This is a genomic window from Flavobacterium psychrotolerans (assembly GCF_003097635.1).
Taxonomy (GTDB): Bacteria; Bacteroidota; Bacteroidia; order Flavobacteriales; family Flavobacteriaceae; genus Flavobacterium; species Flavobacterium psychrotolerans.
The window spans coordinates 42,924-60,859 of the sequence record NZ_QCZI01000009.1 but is presented as its reverse complement, the minus strand read 5'-3'; the positions used below and the strand labels follow the sequence as shown (position 1 = coordinate 60,859).

The window sequence follows — 17,936 nt, the reverse complement described above, 5'->3', positions numbered from 1 at the left end:
AGTTAATTTTATCGTTTTAAACTGAAATGTCCTTTTACTATTTTATTGTTTTCAAGGGTAATTACAAACCAATAATCATCTGAAGGAAGTATGTTCCCATTATAATTACCATCCCATCCCTCATTAATGGCATTCAATTGTTTTATTAATTTCCCATAACGATCAAAAATTTGGATATTGGTATTTGCATTGAAATTTTTGTTGATGCCCTTAATATTCCAAGTATCGTTACTTCCATCGTTATTAGGAGTGAAAAATTTAGGAATACCCAAAACTGAAATTTCAAGAGGGCCTACAATTCCACATCCATTCAAATCTTTCACATATACTTCATGTATTCCAGCTTGTATATTCGTGAAAAAATTAGAAGATTGAAATCCGTTATTGATGTCGATACTGTAAGCATATTCTCCTTTTCCGCTTGCAAGAACTTCAACAGTATTAATGTCAGCTAAATCCACAATTTTAATATCCTCAATCGTTGCGATATCTGATAAAGAAACGGTAATTGTTCTGGTTCTTATGCAACCCCTACTATTCATTACGTCCACACTATATTTTCCTGGAGTATTTACAGTTAGTTTTGAGGAAGTAGCGTTGGGAATTAATATGCCATCTAAATACCAAAGATACCGATAATTGGAAGGGGCTATTCCGCCTAAAATGCCCGCACTAAGCGTAACGGTATAATTGGGGAGATTCGCACAGACAAATTCGGAATCAGAGCCATCTTGGTTTAAATCGATTTCTGGTAATTTAATGACTTCAAAAGGCAAAATTCGCTCCGCAGAACACGTTGGATTGATAGGGTTTTCTACCCTAACTTTTACATTTTGTGTGGTAGTCACGAACGGATTTGGCAAGGGACTTGGTAATGGATTTCCGTTTCCGTCAAGGTATTTTACAGTCATTCCGCTTTGTCCGCCAAGGATTGTGGTTTCAAAGGAAGATGTGTCAAAGGCAAATATCCCATCCTGATCCATGGGATTTAGTTCATCATCACAAACAGATAATTGTGAGGGCATTATTGGGAAAGCTTGCGGCAAAACATCCACTACAAATTTAATGGTTTCTTCACCCGAGCAAGGTCCATCAGGAGCTTTGGTTGAATTATTAATTACTTTTACGGTAATAGTTTTTGTCGAATTTACCACAAATGGATTGGGAAGCGGACTGGATAAAAGATCTCCATATTCGTCAAAATAGCTTACAGATACATTCGTTTGTCCATTCAAAATGGCAGATTGCAGGGTAGAGGTATCAAAGGCGTAAATTCCGTCTTGATTGTCATCGCAGTGCCTAATGGTATTTGTAGCATTAATTGGATATGCTTTTGGTAAGGCTTCAACGGTTAGTTTAACATACGGTCCGAGTCCAAAGCAGGAATTATCGATGTCACTTTCTACACGAACCCAAATTTGTTTTTGATGGGATGAATCGGCGTTTCGGTAATTAAAAATACTGCCTAAATCGGTAGGATTTTGAGATATTTCTAATGAATTACCCCAAATATCCGTTTCTAAAGAAGCATCTTCAGCATTTTTATAATATTTTATCGTAAAAGCGGAAGTTGCAGGAAGAATTGCTTTAATTGCAGCGGTAGCACTACTGAAATCAAAAGTAGCGATTCCATCCTTATTGTCATTATTGGTATTGTCATTTCCGTTGGTATCTAAAAAATCATCACATTTGGAATACATTTGTTGGAATGACTGTGGGATTTTAGTGGCGGTAATAGTAATGTCAATTTGGGCTACACTAAAACACAAATGGGTGTTTTCTACCCTTACCCAAACCGAACGATTGCCACTTTGGAATTGTGATGGATTAGGAATTTGTAAACTAACCTCCGCGTTTTGAGCTCCTATTTGCGATGTGAAATAAGTGAATATTTCATTTTTAAAATCAGAAGAAATATAATTTTCTTTTTGTCTTAAATTGATGTTGGTAATACCATCGGTAACCGCATCCTCGTCACATTGTATAAGTGATATGGGTGATGTGAGAACGGGTAAGGCATAAATAGTTAATGCACTTTCGTCCGAAAAAACATCACAGGAGTTGCCGTTTTTTTGTAATTTGACTCTATATTTAATTCCATTCATAGAAGCAGTTACCCTATTAATTTGCAATAGGTTGGTTCTACTTCCTGAGTACATGGTATTGTCAGTAATATCGATCCAAATCCCACTCGAAAATACTTGCCAATTGTAGAAATCTACTGGAGTTGTAGTAATACTTGCGGTTGTGTTTTGTAATTCACAAACGGGTTGGATAGCGGGCTGGGCAGTAATCGAAATCGGCGCAAGGATGATGTAATTTAAATTTGGCAGAGGCGTGTAGCCTGCGGTATTTGCCACTAAACCATTAGTGTTTACTGTTGGAGTACTATTTCCTACCATCCCATCATTATTCCCATCCGGATACCCTGCTTCAATAGTGTCGAAACAACCGTCATTGTCACTATCCAGTTCTATATAATTTTTTATTCCATCGGTATCCGTATCGACGATTGTGTAGTTTGGCATTCCAGAATCTGCAAATGTTTCAAGAGCATCAACGAATCCGTTTGTGCCAAAAGTGTTCGGATTTCCATCAATTGTTCCGTCCAGATTTGCATCAACGGCATTGTTTCCAGATTCAATTAAATCGAAAATTCCGTCATTATCGCTGTCCAAATCCAAATAATCGAAAACTCCGTCAGCATCGGTATCAATTGGATTTAGCCCTGAACCAAACGCATTATCCAGACCATCTTTATTGCTGTCGGTATTGGTAAGTACAGTAAAATTTTGGCCTTGAGCCTCATTCGCATCAGGAATTCCGTCGTTGTCGCTATCTGAATCCAAATAATCGGGAATGCCATCCAAATCGGAATCCTTAGGAACGCAAGTGGCAATCAATTTAAAAGTGGCCTTATTTTCTACCAAATCAGAAAGGTTTTTATGCGTAAAAGTAATTGAATTGGTAAGATAAGATTGGAATTTATATGTACCTGTTCCTGCAGCTAACGGAATTATGCTATTCAATCGGAACCGGATTTCAAATGAAGAAAATTGAGTTACGCCACTTTCGTATATGCCATCAAAATTAGTGTCAATCAATAACTGATTGTTTGGATTAAGCACTGTGATTGTTTTGTCAATATCTGAATTTACAATGAATTCCGCTCCTGCATTCAATAAATTAACTGAATTAGCTGTAGAAACATATTCCAGCGAAACACTGGTAGGTTGTGCGAATTTTTTTTTGAAGGAAACGGCACTGTTTTTTCCAATAGCGACTTTGGTGACAAAATCTCCTGTTGTGCTTAGTGAAAATTGTTGCCAAGTAGTATTTCCCGATGTAGTAATATTTAAATTATCCATGTCGGTAAGGTCGATATTTTGATTTCCCGATGATTCCGAACAATTGGTAATTCCATCATTGTCATCATCAATATCAACATTGTCATTGGCCAAGTCATTATCAACATTTGTTGGGCAGGAACTTACTGGAATTTTATCTGAATTTAATTGTGTACCGCAACCGGAAATGGTAGCTTTAACATAATAATATCCGGGTTGAGTAGGAAAGTAAGAGCTATTTGTAGCTCCAACAATTTCAGTTTCATTAATATACCATTGAAAAATATCAAAAGGGCTTAATGAATTCACGGATAATCGGGTGTTAGGAATGCAGTTTGTTTTAGTTACATCCAATAAATCAAAACTGATTTCAGGTTTAAATGTAAAACCGGAGTAGAAACCACCAAAGGTAGCCGCATCATCTGTTCCATAAGCGGCTAAATACAGTTGGCCGGATGAAAAAACACCAATGTTCCCGGTTAATCCCGTAATGGTATAGGTGACATAATTGGAATTTCCCGTTACTGAAATTGGTCCAATAATAGAAACATTAGGTAAGCCAGCAAGTGCATTTAGGGAATATGGACTGCCATTAATTTGGAAGTTTAAATTAGAATTAGTCTCGCCAATAATGGTAACTCGACCTTTAAAAGTACGTGTTCCGATTTTATCCAATTGAGGAATGTTATCAATGACGTGCGGCGTTTCACAGGTTAACGGTGGAACAAAAAACAATTCTTGATTCGCAAAATCGGATCGGCTGTTATCCCCAACAGTTTGGTAAGCAAAAACTTTTTTTGAAGTTTTAACATAAAGATTTCCTTGCGTATTGTAGTTGTTTCCGTCTAGAGCAATGTATTGTCCTGCGTTTAATACATAATCGGGTGTTGAATTTCCATTTAGATAGATCTCGGTATTGTTTTCATGAGCTATAAGAAGCGCTCTTTCTACAACCGCTTGTCCAGTGCTTTTGATGAAAATATATTCCGTTCCCGTTCTTTCTGCTGAAACAATTTGGTCAAAACCAAGATCGAGATTTGTCGATGCATTTGATCCCGCAAATGAACCACAATTTACAGCAATAGGTTTGTCGGAAGCTACTAACGAGCCTATTAAGCCATCACGATTGGCTTCTGTCGGGCCTTCAACGGCCATGACAAAACTTTCTCCGCTATTTAGAATTATAGAGGGAGGAACATTACTTGCCGAAGGATTATTTATTAAAGAAACCCCAGCTTTGATAGCACTAAATTGTACAGTGGTATTATTTTCTGTTGCAAGTATGGATACAAAAGTATAATGATTATCAGTGAATGGATTAGCCGTGGTATTCAATAAGGAACCAATCCGAAACTGTGTTCCTAAAGCGGCCAATCCTTTAGAAACCAATTCTCCAGCTTGATTTCCATTCCCAGCTAAAATCCTTGCTGATACATAAATTAAGTCCTCAGCTTCAATGATATATCCTTTGTTTTTTAATATTGTATTGACTGAATTTTTTTCAACAAGAAGTTGCGTATTTGATCCAAAACCTACATCAAAAATATAGGGTGTGCTTCTTGAAACGCTACCCGTAATACTAGTGCCGCCAAGTTGCAGTATTTTAAAGTTTACGGGTGTTACATTTGGTGTGGAAATATATAACAATTGCTCTTGGGCACTTGATGATGGATTGTTTGAACCCGATAATGGCGGTATGTAATGCGTCTTGCTAAATTGAGCAAAACACGAACAGGAGAGTATTAGAAAACACCACAAGACATTCTTTTTCATTCTATAAAAATAATGAATTAATGGCATATCCTATCTCTTCAGCGTAAAATGTCCTTTTACAATTCTGTCATTTTCTAAAGAAATTACAAACCAGTAATCAGTTGCCGGCAGATTTATGGAATTTAATTTACCATTCCAGCCATTTCCATTTCCTTTAAACTGATACACTAATTTTCCATACCTATCATAAATGGTAATTTTGGAGTTTGGAATTGTATTTATGTTTTCTATTGTCCAAATATCATTAAAACCATCGTCATTCGGTGTAAAATACTTAGGGTAATCCAATACGTATACTTTTTTGGAAGTTTTACCACAGCCGTTTTTATCTCTTGCCCAAACGGTATAGACTCCAGAAGAAACATTGGTGAAGTAGGGACTATCCTGATAAAAAATTCCATCCAGTGAAAATTCATAATCTCCAAAACCCGTATAGTTTATTAAAACGGTATTTCCGTTTTCTTGAAAATCATTGCTAATTATAGACGTGATTGTAGGGGATCCAGAAATGAGGACAGTAAATTTTTTGGTGGCCAAACAGGTGTTTTTATCGGAAACTGTAACCGTAAATTCTCCGGGAGTTTTGACTTTAGTAGAGTTTCCTTTATCGCCTGTGCTCCAAGAATAGCTGCTGAATGTAGATGCCACTTGTAGTGTTTGTGAATTTCCATCGCATAAAACCGAAACTTCATCCTCAAAATTAAGGGGAGAATTTGAATTTGCGTATAAACGCAAGGGCACTATTCCATAGCAATCAGAGCCATTAACTATTTTCGCATAAATGGTCATTTGATATTGAACGGTATTTCGGTAAATGTTTGCTAACAATTTGGTCTGCAAAAGCGCATCGCTCATGGTTTCATAATATTCTACGACCAATCCTGAAGGCAATCCTGCCAATACAATTGGGTTTGCTTTGCTTAAATCGAAACCATAATACCCATCAATTATTCCGTCTAAATCGCAGCTTTCCAAATCTCTCGAAGACACGCTATTATTGGAAATTTGTAATATTACATTCGCAATACTTGAACATCCAAAAGCATTGGGTACACTTGCATAAATGGTTTTCGGAATACTACTGTAAGCATTGGGGTTCGAGATGGGTTTGGTTTGGTTTTGGGCATCCAATAAATTTTCATAATAAACCACATTGCCTAAATTTGGATCATTATTTTTTATGATGTTATCTGTTTTTGTCAAATTGAACATTGTGGTTCCGTTATGATCCTCATCGCATTGTACTATCGTGGTATTAGTTAAATTGGGTAGGGGGGAATATTCAACGGTTACTTCCCCGATTGATTTGCAAGCAGATGTGCCTAATGTCACTTCTACTTTGTACGTTCCAGAGGAAGATACGGTATATTTTGGATTATTTGCACCAACAATTAAACTATTGTTGCGATACCATTTGTAAAAATTAGTTCCTGTTTCAGAGGCATCCAGGGGAAGCGTTTTTCCGTCACAGATTGGATTTTTTGTTGCAATTAATCGATTTGGTCCTAAATCGGTTCCTATTTTAAAACTTCCCCCACCAAGGAATATTGCTGAATCGTATTGAGGATTGGCTTCATCCGCGATAACCAATTTGATATGGTAAGTTGTGCCGGGAATAACATCGGCTTTTGCCGTCATGGCAACCGTTTGTCCGTTAAAATTTGTTGGTGAATTTACTCCATTGAAACTGCCAAAATATGTTTCGTTTTGAGCAGAACAACCCCCAGAGATATCGGGATGAACCGTAGTGACTTTTACAGGAGTTGTTGTGTTGGGGACGACGGCTAAATTTTGATACGGATTTGCACTACCAGCCACTTTCAACAAAAAGGCAAATCCGTCCGAATATTTGCAGGATGCCGTTCCATGGTATTCCTCGGACGCAAAAATATAGTCGAAGCTAATTTTGCTGGTCAATGGGGTGAAATCAAATTCAAGAACTGAGGCGTTTGAGGTATTTGAAATGTTTAAAGCCTGTTCCAAATCAGAATCGCCTCCCCATCCCGATGCATCGTCACTTAAAATGGATGAATTTGGTCCTTGTGTAGAAATGGCTTTGCTAGTACTTAATACAATTCCGTCAAGAAATGGAAAACCGCTGGAACCGGAATTAAAATAGCCGAAACTGTTTTCTAGTGTTCCAAAATTCCCCCCACTAACTTTAAAATTAGAAACGTTCGCGCACGGACTGTTAATTAAAACATTCTCGACAAGATATTGAGCGCTGAAACTATCATTCACTTGGATATATTGAGCAAATGTATTGGTCGTACAATTGCCTAAAAGGAATATAAAAAAGAGGTTTCGGAATGTTTTCATAGCATCGGCAAAGATACTATAAATCTCGTTTTTTTAGTAATTTATAGGAAGTTAACATAAAAATAACAATCCATGCCACAACAATTAAAAGGCTGTACCAATGCACACTATAATCTTTAGCATTTTCAAATCCAATTTGTGTCCCAATGCTTTTTACGAGAGCTAACCTGCTGAAAGGCTCTAAAATTAAATTAGACATTGATTCTAAAGGGAAAAATTGAGAAATAATGGAGGCGGTATTCCCCTCGGGAAATATTCTGAACGACAAAATCCCTTTTGCAATCCCTTCAATGATATTCCAAACCATCAAAAATCCCAGTGCAAATGCGGAACGTTTAACTAAAATTCCCAGAAACAAACAGAAAGAGAAAAATCCAACCAACTTCACGAAATAGGCCAAAAGATATTCTAAGCCAGAGAAAACAATACTGAATTCCGTATAAGATGAAAAGGTATATCCTAAAATTAACGACATGATAAATACGAAAATAGTTGATGCTGCCGCAAATAAAACCACGGTTAAAAACTTAGACAAAACGAACTCTTTCTTGCTCATTCCGTCAATGAGATTCTGTTTTAAAGTACCATAGCTGTATTCGTTTGCCATCATGGAAACGATAACTATTGCTAAAAATAATTTTAATATTGCCGCAACATAGGTGTTGAAATGCCAAATAAAAGGGAAATTAAAAATCCCCATTTCGGCAAGGTGAAATTTAATTACACCTAAGTCAAACTTGACTGAGGCAATTAATGCGATAAAAGATAGGATAATAAAATAGGACAAAGTCAACATGCGGCTGGCTCTGTTTTTCCATATTTTCTGTAATTCTATAGAGAGTAATCGTTTCATTTTTAGGTTTTGGAATTGATGTTTATGATTTAAAATTGAATTTTTTACTTGTTGTTTGTCAATTCTAAAAATTGTTCTTCCAGACTGTTTTTGCGTTTCACTAAATGATTCAATGAAATGTTTTTCTCAAACAAATAGCGGTTTAATTTGGATGCTTCCAATGGTGTTTTTAAATAAACCAATACCTTTCCATTTTCTTCCGTAATTTTGTCAACTGCTGGGTGTTGCAACAACGCAGCCTTTAAATTCGAAGAATCCTCACATTGCAATTCGAAAAAACCTTCGTTAGACGACATTCCATCTACTCTTCCGGAATATAAAACTTCTCCTTTTCGCAAAATCAAAACGTGGCTGCAAACTTTTTCCACTTCATCAAGCAAGTGGGAAGCCAGTAAAATTGTCGTTCCTTGAGAGGCAATTAGTTTGATGATGTCCCGAATTTGGTGTATTCCCTGTGGATCCAAACCGTTTGTCGGTTCATCCAAAATCAAAATCTCAGGGTCGTTCAACAAGGCAGAGGCAATAGCCAATCGTTGTTTCATTCCAAGCGAAAACGTACTGAATTTGCTGTTTTCTCTTTCTAACAACCCCACCAATTCAAGTTTTTCATGTACCTTAACATTGTTGATGCCTTTAATTTTGCAAACCAATTCTAGGTTTTCTCTGGCGGTCATGTAAGGGTAAAAATTGGGTCTTTCAATAATGGCTCCCACTTTTTTCAGTGCTTCATGGGTTTGCATCGTGCCACCAAACCAACTGTATTCACCGGAAGTTTTGTTCACAACATTCAAAACGATGCCCAGCGTAGTTGATTTTCCGCTGCCGTTTGGGCCGAGAATTCCGTATACGTTGCCTTTTTGGATGTCGAGGGAAACGTTTTTTACGGCTTGAAGTGAGCCAAAACGTTTGTTTAGATTTTTAATAGAAAGTATGGTTTTCAAAATATTTTTTTTGATATGACGAACAAGGTATGGAATTGTTACTTAATGGAGAAATTTAATTTGAGCCATTTTTAAAGGGCATAGAATAAAATCCATCCGCTAAATTGGAAGTGCGTTGTTGTGGAATGTAACCCAATTTGTCCTTAAGATAAAGCAATTGTTTGGTGTTTAAACACGGTAAATTGCCGTTGCCTGTTGTCCAAAAATACGTTTTTCTGTCTGGAGAAAAATAAGTAAGGTTTCCCATTTTTACAGGGTAGAAATTGGTCTTTAAGTTGGAGTTTTTACTTGGGACAATACCATTTTTCAGTGAAATAGAATTATATTGATAGGATAAAATTTTGTTTTTTATCGGAAAAAAGAGGAGCAACACAATGGGAATACTACTCAAAAAGAAGAGAGGAATTATTATTTTTACTTTTTTTATGAAGTAAGAAAATAACAGAAACCCAAAAAACAGAACATAATGTAATATAAATCGATATTGAGGTGAACTTAATAAAAGGAAAAGCAGTTGAACGGTCATTGTCAGATATACCATCCAATACGGTTTTTTATTATAGTAGCACCATAAGAAAACAGGAACTGCAAAAAATAAAATCACAATACCACTATTAAACACACTATCCATTCTGGAATGGAAAAGACATTTGGAAATAATTTGCAGACTGTCTAAATTGTAGTATTCTGTTTCTGTTACAACGAAGTCGTATAATTTTGCCTTGTTAAAATAAAAGGTATACATTTCAAAAGGCACGGCATAATCTATTGTGATATATTCCTTTAGATATAAAGAAGGGAAAAAAGGATATCCCGTAAGAATCAAATTTTTAACGATAAAAAGACCTAAAACAAGGGTTCCCAGAATATAGCTAATGGTGATTTTTGAAACTAATTCCCGAAAATTGAATAGTAATATAACGATGGGTAGAAGTAGTATTGGCATTGCGGTAATCTTTATGTAGACAATGAAAAGGGCAAGCACAACAATTAAATTAAAAATAGGAGCAGTGATACTTTGAAAATATTCTAGAAAATAATAAATAAGAACAAAGGAAAGGATATAAACTGCCAAATCGGGAGAGGGTACGCTTATGAATTGAAAAAACAGCAGGTTGGCCAACGGCAAAATCCCGATTATTAAAGCCACTTTATTTTTGTTTTCTTGAAACGTATTTAATTTTAAAACGGCAAAGAGGTTAAGCAACAAAAGGCAAAAACCATTAAGATCATTAAAACTAGGATATAGGAATGAAAAGTTAAAGGCACTTTGAGCGATATGCCAACCACTTGTTTGCCCCAAAAAGAAATGAAGATTGGCAAGTCCCTTTACAAAGCCATATTCATTGAGCCATTTTATGGTTTGCACATAATAGTTTTCATTGTCGATAAAGAAAGAAGGCGAAGCACATTGCATCAGAATTAGGACAAAAATCAGAAAAAGGAAAATCTTCAGTTGCTTTGATATAGCTTTTATTTCCTTAAAAAAATCGTGATACAATATTTGGAGTTCCAATTTGTATTTGAAGTATAGGATGCCATTTAACAATACTAAAAACAGATGAAACTCTACGTTTATTCTCCCGAAAATGGCCCAGATACTCGCCAAAATTGTAGTGGAGAACAATCCTAAAAAAACAAGTACAACAAAATCATAGCATTTCAATTTGGCTATTTTGCCATAAGTAAACCCCAGATTAAGTGTGGTAAATAAAATATAGCACCACGAAAATAGGATCAGTAACATGATTATTTATTTGAGATCAGTCCGTCCACCATGACCAATTTTCGGTCTGCCATATTCGCCAGATCCTCATTGTGGGTCACAATAACAAAAGTTTGTCCAAATTCATCTCGCAATTTAAAAAACAATTGGTGTAAATTTTCGGCAGATGCCGTATCTAAATTTCCTGATGGTTCGTCAGCAAAAATGATTGCCGGTTTATTAATTAAGGCTCTGGCTACGGCTACGCGTTGTTGTTCCCCACCGGAAAGTTCATTGGGTTTATGGTTGATTCTTTCAGAAAGTCCGAGATAATTCAGTAGTTTTTTTGCTTCGGGCTCGGTTTCAGAACTGCTTTTCCCCGCAATATAAGCTGGAATACAAACGTTTTCTAATGCAGTAAATTCGGGTAGTAATTGATGAAACTGAAAAATAAACCCTAAATTTAAGTTCCTGAATTTTGACAACGCTTTGTCATTCATATTTAGAATGTCTTTGCTATTGATCTTTAATTCGATTCCTTCTGTTGTAGTTGGGTGGTCTAAAGTGCCTAAAATTTGCAATAAAGTGGTTTTTCCCGCTCCAGATGCCCCTACGATAGAAACAATTTCTCCTTTTTTAATATGTAAATCCACTCCTTTCAAGACATGTAATTGATCGTAATATTTGTGGATATTTTTTGCTAGTATCATTTATAGAGGGTTTCCGCAAAGGAACAAAGTTTTTCATAAATATGAGACATTATTAACAACTTTAAGTGGATGCTGTCTATTGCATAACTATTATTTATAGTATAGTAAATATTAAATATGCGTTGGATAAAATTTTGTTTAAAATTTTTATACATTTGTTAAACAAATCCATTTTTTTTCAAAAAAACAAGAAACACTAAATGACATTTTAAACCATTTTATCGGAATAAACTTCCATTTTTTTTTTAATAATTTGCTAATAATTTGAATTGATGGAGACTGACTTTAATGGAATTGAATAAAATCACACTAAAAAAATAACAATATGAGCATATTGACTGATAAAGAATTATTCGAAATTTTAGGTGATCAACATCAAATGAACGGTGCAGAAACACCTATGAGAGCTGATGCTTTTGTAAAATCGGATGCAGATAAAATGGCTGCTATCGAGAAGTGTTTTCATGTTATTATGGAAGAACTAGGTCTTGATTTGACAGATGACAGCTTGAAAGGAACACCACATCGCGTGGCTAAAATGTTCATTCAAGAAATTTTTGGAGGATTAAATCCTAAAAACAAACCCAAATTATCGGTATTTGATAATAGTTATCATTATGACAAAATGCTAGTGGAAGCCAATATTAGTTTCAACTCTACTTGCGAACACCATTTTTTACCCATTTTTGGGAAAGCTCACATCGGTTATATTTCTAGTGGAAAAGTAATTGGTTTGTCTAAATTAAACCGAATTGTGGATTATTATTCTCGCCGTCCCCAAGTACAAGAGCGTTTGATTATGCAAATTTTCAATGAATTAAAAGTGGCCTTGGATACTGAAAATGTTATCGTTGTTATGGAAGCCAAGCATTTATGCGTTTCCAGCCGTGGCATTAAACACGAATCCAGTTTTACATCGACTTTGCAGTATGGAGGAGTTTTTAATGAGAAGGAAAACAGAAATGATTTTTTTAATATGATTAAGCCTGAAAAATAATTGGCATTAGTTTTGTTGGTTCAAATGAAATATTTTTTCAAATAAATGCAACAAGAAACTCAAAATCAGGTAAAATCCAATTCCAAGAATCGAGATTTAATTTTAGGGTTGCTTTTTGATGCTATAGGAATGCTATCTTTTTCAATTCCTTTAATTGGGGAGTTCTCAGATGTAATTTGGGCGCCATTGTCCGGACTTTTAATGACGCGGCTCTATAAGGGAAAAATAGGTAGAATTGCTGGAGTTTTTGCATTCCTAGAAGAAATTCTTCCGTTTACGGATGTCATTCCCACGTTTACCATCACTTGGATTTATACGTACCTAATCAAGAAAGGGAATTGAGAATGTATTAATGATTATGTAATATTTTTATTCCTTCGGAAGTATAAACCCCAATCGCATACTGCGCAGCATTTTTTTTTCAAAATTCCAAAAGAATTTAAATTGTCCAAACAAGAATCCGATAAGAACCAATAGGACTTGATATATTGGGAAAATCATCAGTAACCGAATTGGTGTAAACCAAAATCCTAAGTCTTCTTTGGTGATTCCCAACCAAAAACAAAAAGGTCTGGATAACCAAGCAGAAGCAGATCCAGTTATCGCAAAGACAACAATTATAATGAAAAACTGAAAATTAGACTCAATATTCCAACGATTTTTTAATTGCTTCATACAATTTAGAATTGATTACAAATATAAAATATTATGTGCTGTAAAATGCCTTTATAATTTCTGTTTGTATTGATTTTGGAAATAGACGAAATAATTATAAAGTAAATAGTTCACTTCAAGACCATAATGGATATTGGGGTCATAATCAATCCTCATTTCATATAAATTTGGGTCGTATCGTTGCGGTTGTAAAACTCGGGCATTCCATTCCGTTACAAAAAGATAATTTTTATTTTCTAAAAAAGGCAAAGAGTAATACGTTCTGGGTTTTGCCTTGCTGGCTAGCCAGGAATTAAATCCGGCATCGAATATAATGATTTCATAGTGTAACTCCTCGTTTGCAATTCGAATCGTATCTTTTTGGGTCAATTCTGGTTTCTCAGGATTAGAAACCTTCAATTTTGTGGTCGTACAACTAAGAGTCACTATAAAAATAAATCCGAAAAACAACAACTTTTTCATGCCCATTTAATTTCTATAAAGTTAAGAAAACTAATGGTAAGGCTTTTTAAAAGTTGTTTTTTTATCACAAAAAAAAAGCCAAACAAAATGCTTGGCTTTATCCATGGTTTTTTTAACAATTTGTTATTTGTCAGATTTCAAAATACTAATAATTTGTTCTGCTAATTCAGTTCCAATTCTATCCTGAGCCTCTAATGTAGCTGCTCCAATATGAGGTGTTAATGAAATTTTAGAGTGCATTAATATTTTGATTTCAGGAGTTGGTTCGTTTTCAAAAACATCCAATCCGGCAAACAAAACTTTTCCGCTATCTAACGCATTAATCAATGCCACTTCATCAATAACGCCCCCACGCGAGCAATTAATGATTCCAACATTGTCTTTCATTGCAACAAGTTCATTAGTACCAATAACGTATCCATCTTGCGCAGGAACGTGTAAGGTAATAAAATCGGCATGTTTAAATAAGTCCTCGATCGGTTCTGTAATAATTTCAACATTTATAAATTGACCGTTATAAAAATCAACTTTAATGGTTGCATTGTCTACATATTTGTCGGCTGCAATAACTTTCATTCCCAGTCCTAATGCCATTTTAGCAGTTGCTTGGCCAATGCGTCCAAAACCAATAATCCCTAACGTTTTTCCACGCAACTCAATTCCATTTGCGTATGCTTTTTTTAATCCTTCAAAATTTGAATCGCCTTCTAACGGCATACTTCTATTGGAATCATGAAGAAAACGAACTCCGGAAAATAAATGGGCAAACACCAATTCGGCCACACTTTCTGACGAAGATGCAGGAGTATTAATCACATGAACTCCTTTAGAACGAGCATAATCTACATCAATGTTATCCATACCTACACCGCCACGACCAATAATTTTAAGTCCAGGGCAGGCATCAATAATATCTTTACGCACTTTCGTTGCACTTCTCACAAGCACTACGCTTACGTTGTTTGAATTCACAAAATTCGCTACTTGTTCTTGCGCTACTTTAGTGGTAATCACTTCAAATCCACCTTTTTCTAATGCTTCAATTCCACTTTTAGAAATTCCGTCGTTGGCTAATACCTTCATTTATTTTGTTTTATAATTTTTATTTGGAGCTAATCCAGCTATTCGTTACAATCTTTTTATTTTTAAAGAAAAAATAAAAAGGATTTTCACTGCTATCTGGGCTAGGCACCATACTTATAGGTGAATAATCTAATCTCTAAAGTCTAGTTTTAGAAACTTTTTTTTCTAAATCTTTCATAACGTCAACTAAAACCTGAACACTTTCTATAGGAAGTGCGTTGTACATAGAAGCTCTGTAACCGCCCACGGAACGATGCCCTGGCAAACCAGAAATTCCGGCTTCCTTCCATAAAGCATCAAATATTGGAGTATGGGCTTCATCATTTAATAAGAAAGTGGCATTCATATTCGAACGATCTTCAACAGCAGCAGCTCCTTTGAATAATGGATTTCGGTCTATTTCTGTATACAGCAAAGTTGCTTTCGCATTGTTTATTTTTTCAATTGCAGGAATTCCTCCTAATTTTTTCAACCATTGCAAGGTTAATAATGAAGCATAAACTGGGAAAACAGGTGGCGTATTATACATACTTTCTGCTTTGATATGTTTAGCATAGTCTAGCATGCTAGGGATTGTTTTTCCGTTTTTACCCAAAATTTCTTCCTTAATAACCACTAATGTAGTTCCGGCTGGACCCATATTTTTTTGTGCGCCAGCATATATAATGTCAAATTTTGAAAAATCCAAAACTCTAGAAAATATATCCGAACTCATATCGCAAACTATTGGCATGTCCAAATTAGGAAATTCCTTCATTTGTGTTCCAAAGATGGTGTTGTTGCTCGTGCAATGGAAATAATTGGCATCTGCAGGAACTTCATATCCTTTAGGAACATGATTGTAATTTTGCTCTTTTGAAGAAGCAACCACTACCGTTTCCCCAAAAAATTTAGCTTCTTTAATTGCTGCACTTGCCCAAGTCCCCGAATCCAAATAGGCAGCTTTTCCGTTTTCTTTCATTAAATTGTAAGGAACCATCAAAAATTCTAAACTCGCTCCTCCAGCCAAAAAAAGTGCTTGATAGCCTTTCCCGGTTAATCCTAAAAGGTCTAAAGCCAAGGCTCTAGCTTCGTCCATAACGGCAACAAAATCTTTACTTCTATGCGAAATTTCTAGGATAGATAGTCCAGAATTGTTAAAATTAAGAATGGCTTCAGCCGATTTTTCGAAAACTTCTTGAGGTAAAATACAAGGGCCTGCGCTATAGTTGTGTTTTTTCATGTTGTAAATTTAATTCAAAAAAATTAAGTTGCAAATTTCGGAAATAGAACTTAAAATAGCGGTTGTTTTGGTGTTAATTATTTTGATGTTATTAACAAAAACGTTGTAGTTGAATAAAGATTGCCTTAAATTATATTTATAAGAATATTAAAAAAGCAATCGTATCTACATTATCCGCATAATCCCAAAGTTGTGGTTTTTGGGTGGTTCCAAACGGAATACTGTTTTTAATTAAATTGTTGGAGACAACACATTGAATTTGTTCGCTTTCAATAAGTAAACGGGTTTTAAGATTGTCCAAATCATCATAATACTCATAAAAAACACTCGAAATGGGTGATGCATAGCTTGTGTCTTCCTTGATAGTTAAGAATTCATTATCCAATAATGCAAAATTGCTCATCAGGAAAACGGCTTTGTTGTAATCGTAATTGTTGGCATATTTTTCATATTTTATGATATCCTGATATGGGAACATTCCATTGAAAAAAGCATCGAAATTGTATCCTTTAGGAATAAATATTTTGGATACATTCCTACAGCCTAACCCAAAATAACGAAAAACGTCTTCGCCCAACGCTACCATTTGTTCCTTACTTTCTGAACCATCCAAAACGGCTACTGAATTCCGGGATTTCCGGATGATACTGGGCTTATTTTTAAAATAATAGTCAAAATAACGTGCGGTATTATTGCTTCCGGTAGCAATAACGGCATCGAAATTCTCGAGCTTTCCCTCTGCAAAAGTGATGTAACTTTCCAGTCTTGGTTCGAGTGCAATTAAATATTTAGCCAAAAAGGGCAATAGATGTTGGTCGTTTGATGCTGTTTTTACCAAAACTTTGTGGCCTGAAATCAACACGCAAAGGAAATCGTGAAAACCCACTAGCGGGATATTTCCGGCTAATATTAATCCAATAGTTTTGCTTTCCACATTTGTAAAATCATATGCAGCCAACCATTGATTTAAGTTTTCCTCCGTCAAGGCTTCTGCCCATGATTGGATGGAGAACCGCACGTTTTCATTGGTGTACCAACCATTATGCGACTGTGATAATTGGATTAAGTTCTGAAAAGCATCAAAAAAAAAATCGTTTTGTAAAACCAAAGAGTTTTTATGACTTTCTGTAGTAGAAAATTGGCTTAAAAACTTCCCCAGCTCAATAAAAATATTTTTTTTTTGCTCTAAAGTCATATTGATTTGCATTTGAAATGTTTTGAGTGTAATTTTGCACAAAAATAAGCTATAATAAGTTATTGAAAAAAGATAAAAGACGAAAGATACTAGAATCCGAAATCCTAAACCTTAATTCTAAAATCCTAAAATAAAAAATAATGGCAATAATAATAACAGACGAATGTATCAATTGTGGTGCTTGTGAGCCAGAATGTCCAAACACGGCAATATATGAAGGTGCGGACGATTGGAGGTATAAAGATGGGACAAAAATAAGAGGGAAAGTGATTTTGCCTTCTGGCGAAGAAGTGGATGCCGACGCACCCCAGACTCCAATTTCAGACGATATTTATTATATTGTTCCAGGAAAATGTACGGAATGTAAAGGGTTTCATGATGAGCCTCAATGTGCTGCAGTTTGTCCGGTTGATTGCTGTATTCCCGATGATAATCATGTTGAGAGCGAAGAAACGTTGCTAAACAGACAATCATTTTTACACAACGAATAAAAGAAAATTCATACAGTAAATAAATTTAAAATCCTGAAAATTACTTTCAGGATTTTTTTGTGCTTTTTTAAAACCTTGAGGAACTATCCTGATTTAACGATTATTGGTTTCAATAAAATGCTTTAGCATTATTTTACTTAATCCTATTGTATAACGATCTTTT

General features: G+C 35.3%; 14 protein-coding genes. 3 read left to right on the top strand and 11 right to left on the bottom strand.

Annotated elements, in window-relative coordinates:
• Window positions 1–8 precede the first annotated feature (8 nt).
• Genes DB895_RS08410 through DB895_RS08385 form a run of 6 tightly spaced genes read right to left on the bottom strand, consistent with a single transcriptional unit; the run spans window position 9 to window position 11,648 of the window.
• Window positions 9–5,120 (bottom strand): T9SS type B sorting domain-containing protein, encoded by a 5,112-nt coding sequence (locus DB895_RS08410; RefSeq protein ID WP_166426953.1) that lies wholly within the window; start codon window positions 5,118–5,120, stop codon window positions 9–11.
• A 30-nt stretch (window positions 5,121–5,150) separates the two neighbouring features.
• Window positions 5,151–7,439, bottom strand: a complete 2,289-nt coding sequence (locus DB895_RS08405; RefSeq protein ID WP_116724917.1) for a T9SS type B sorting domain-containing protein — start codon at window positions 7,437–7,439, stop codon at window positions 5,151–5,153.
• A 16-nt stretch (window positions 7,440–7,455) separates the two neighbouring features.
• The gene (locus DB895_RS08400) at window positions 7,456–8,292 is read right to left on the bottom strand and encodes an ABC transporter permease (RefSeq protein WP_116724916.1); all 837 of its coding nucleotides are present in this window, start codon (window positions 8,290–8,292) and stop codon (window positions 7,456–7,458) included.
• A 44-nt stretch (window positions 8,293–8,336) separates the two neighbouring features.
• Complete coding sequence (locus DB895_RS08395) at window positions 8,337–9,233, bottom strand: ABC transporter ATP-binding protein (protein ID WP_116724915.1); 897 nt, start codon at window positions 9,231–9,233, stop codon at window positions 8,337–8,339.
• 55 nt (window positions 9,234–9,288) lie between these two features.
• On the bottom strand, window positions 9,289–10,980 hold the full coding sequence (locus DB895_RS08390; protein ID WP_116724914.1) for an LIC_10190 family membrane protein: 1,692 nt from the start codon (window positions 10,978–10,980) through the stop codon (window positions 9,289–9,291).
• A gap of 2 nt (window positions 10,981–10,982) precedes the next feature.
• Window positions 10,983–11,648, bottom strand: coding sequence for an ABC transporter ATP-binding protein (locus DB895_RS08385; protein ID WP_116724913.1), 666 nt, complete (start codon window positions 11,646–11,648; stop codon window positions 10,983–10,985).
• Between the two features lie 325 nt (window positions 11,649–11,973).
• Between DB895_RS08385 and folE the strand changes: the two genes are divergently transcribed.
• Both folE and DB895_RS08375 read left to right on the top strand, forming a co-directional pair.
• The gene (folE, locus tag DB895_RS08380; protein ID WP_116724912.1) at window positions 11,974–12,645 is read left to right on the top strand and encodes a GTP cyclohydrolase I FolE; all 672 of its coding nucleotides are present in this window, start codon (window positions 11,974–11,976) and stop codon (window positions 12,643–12,645) included.
• A 45-nt stretch (window positions 12,646–12,690) separates the two neighbouring features.
• Window positions 12,691–12,987, top strand: coding sequence for a hypothetical protein (locus DB895_RS08375; protein ID WP_116724911.1), 297 nt, complete (start codon window positions 12,691–12,693; stop codon window positions 12,985–12,987).
• A 27-nt stretch (window positions 12,988–13,014) separates the two neighbouring features.
• Here DB895_RS08375 and DB895_RS08370 read toward each other — a convergent pair whose 3' ends face one another.
• From DB895_RS08370 to DB895_RS08350, 5 genes are all read right to left on the bottom strand, one after another.
• Complete coding sequence (locus DB895_RS08370; protein ID WP_116724910.1) at window positions 13,015–13,320, bottom strand: DUF6787 family protein; 306 nt, start codon at window positions 13,318–13,320, stop codon at window positions 13,015–13,017.
• Between the two features lie 51 nt (window positions 13,321–13,371).
• Window positions 13,372–13,782 (bottom strand): DUF6146 family protein, encoded by a 411-nt coding sequence (locus tag DB895_RS08365; protein WP_116724979.1) that lies wholly within the window; start codon window positions 13,780–13,782, stop codon window positions 13,372–13,374.
• A gap of 123 nt (window positions 13,783–13,905) precedes the next feature.
• A complete protein-coding gene (locus DB895_RS08360; protein ID WP_116724909.1) occupies window positions 13,906–14,865 on the bottom strand; it encodes a D-2-hydroxyacid dehydrogenase in 960 nt (319 codons plus the stop codon).
• A gap of 136 nt (window positions 14,866–15,001) precedes the next feature.
• A complete protein-coding gene (gene serC, locus DB895_RS08355) occupies window positions 15,002–16,087 on the bottom strand; it encodes a 3-phosphoserine/phosphohydroxythreonine transaminase (protein WP_116724908.1) in 1,086 nt (361 codons plus the stop codon).
• A gap of 136 nt (window positions 16,088–16,223) precedes the next feature.
• On the bottom strand, window positions 16,224–17,282 hold the full coding sequence (locus DB895_RS08350; protein WP_116724978.1) for an acyl-CoA reductase: 1,059 nt from the start codon (window positions 17,280–17,282) through the stop codon (window positions 16,224–16,226).
• A gap of 140 nt (window positions 17,283–17,422) precedes the next feature.
• Between DB895_RS08350 and DB895_RS08345 the strand changes: the two genes are divergently transcribed.
• Window positions 17,423–17,773, top strand: a complete 351-nt coding sequence (locus tag DB895_RS08345) for a 4Fe-4S dicluster domain-containing protein (RefSeq protein WP_116724907.1) — start codon at window positions 17,423–17,425, stop codon at window positions 17,771–17,773.
• Window positions 17,774–17,936: the final 163 nt, after the last annotated feature.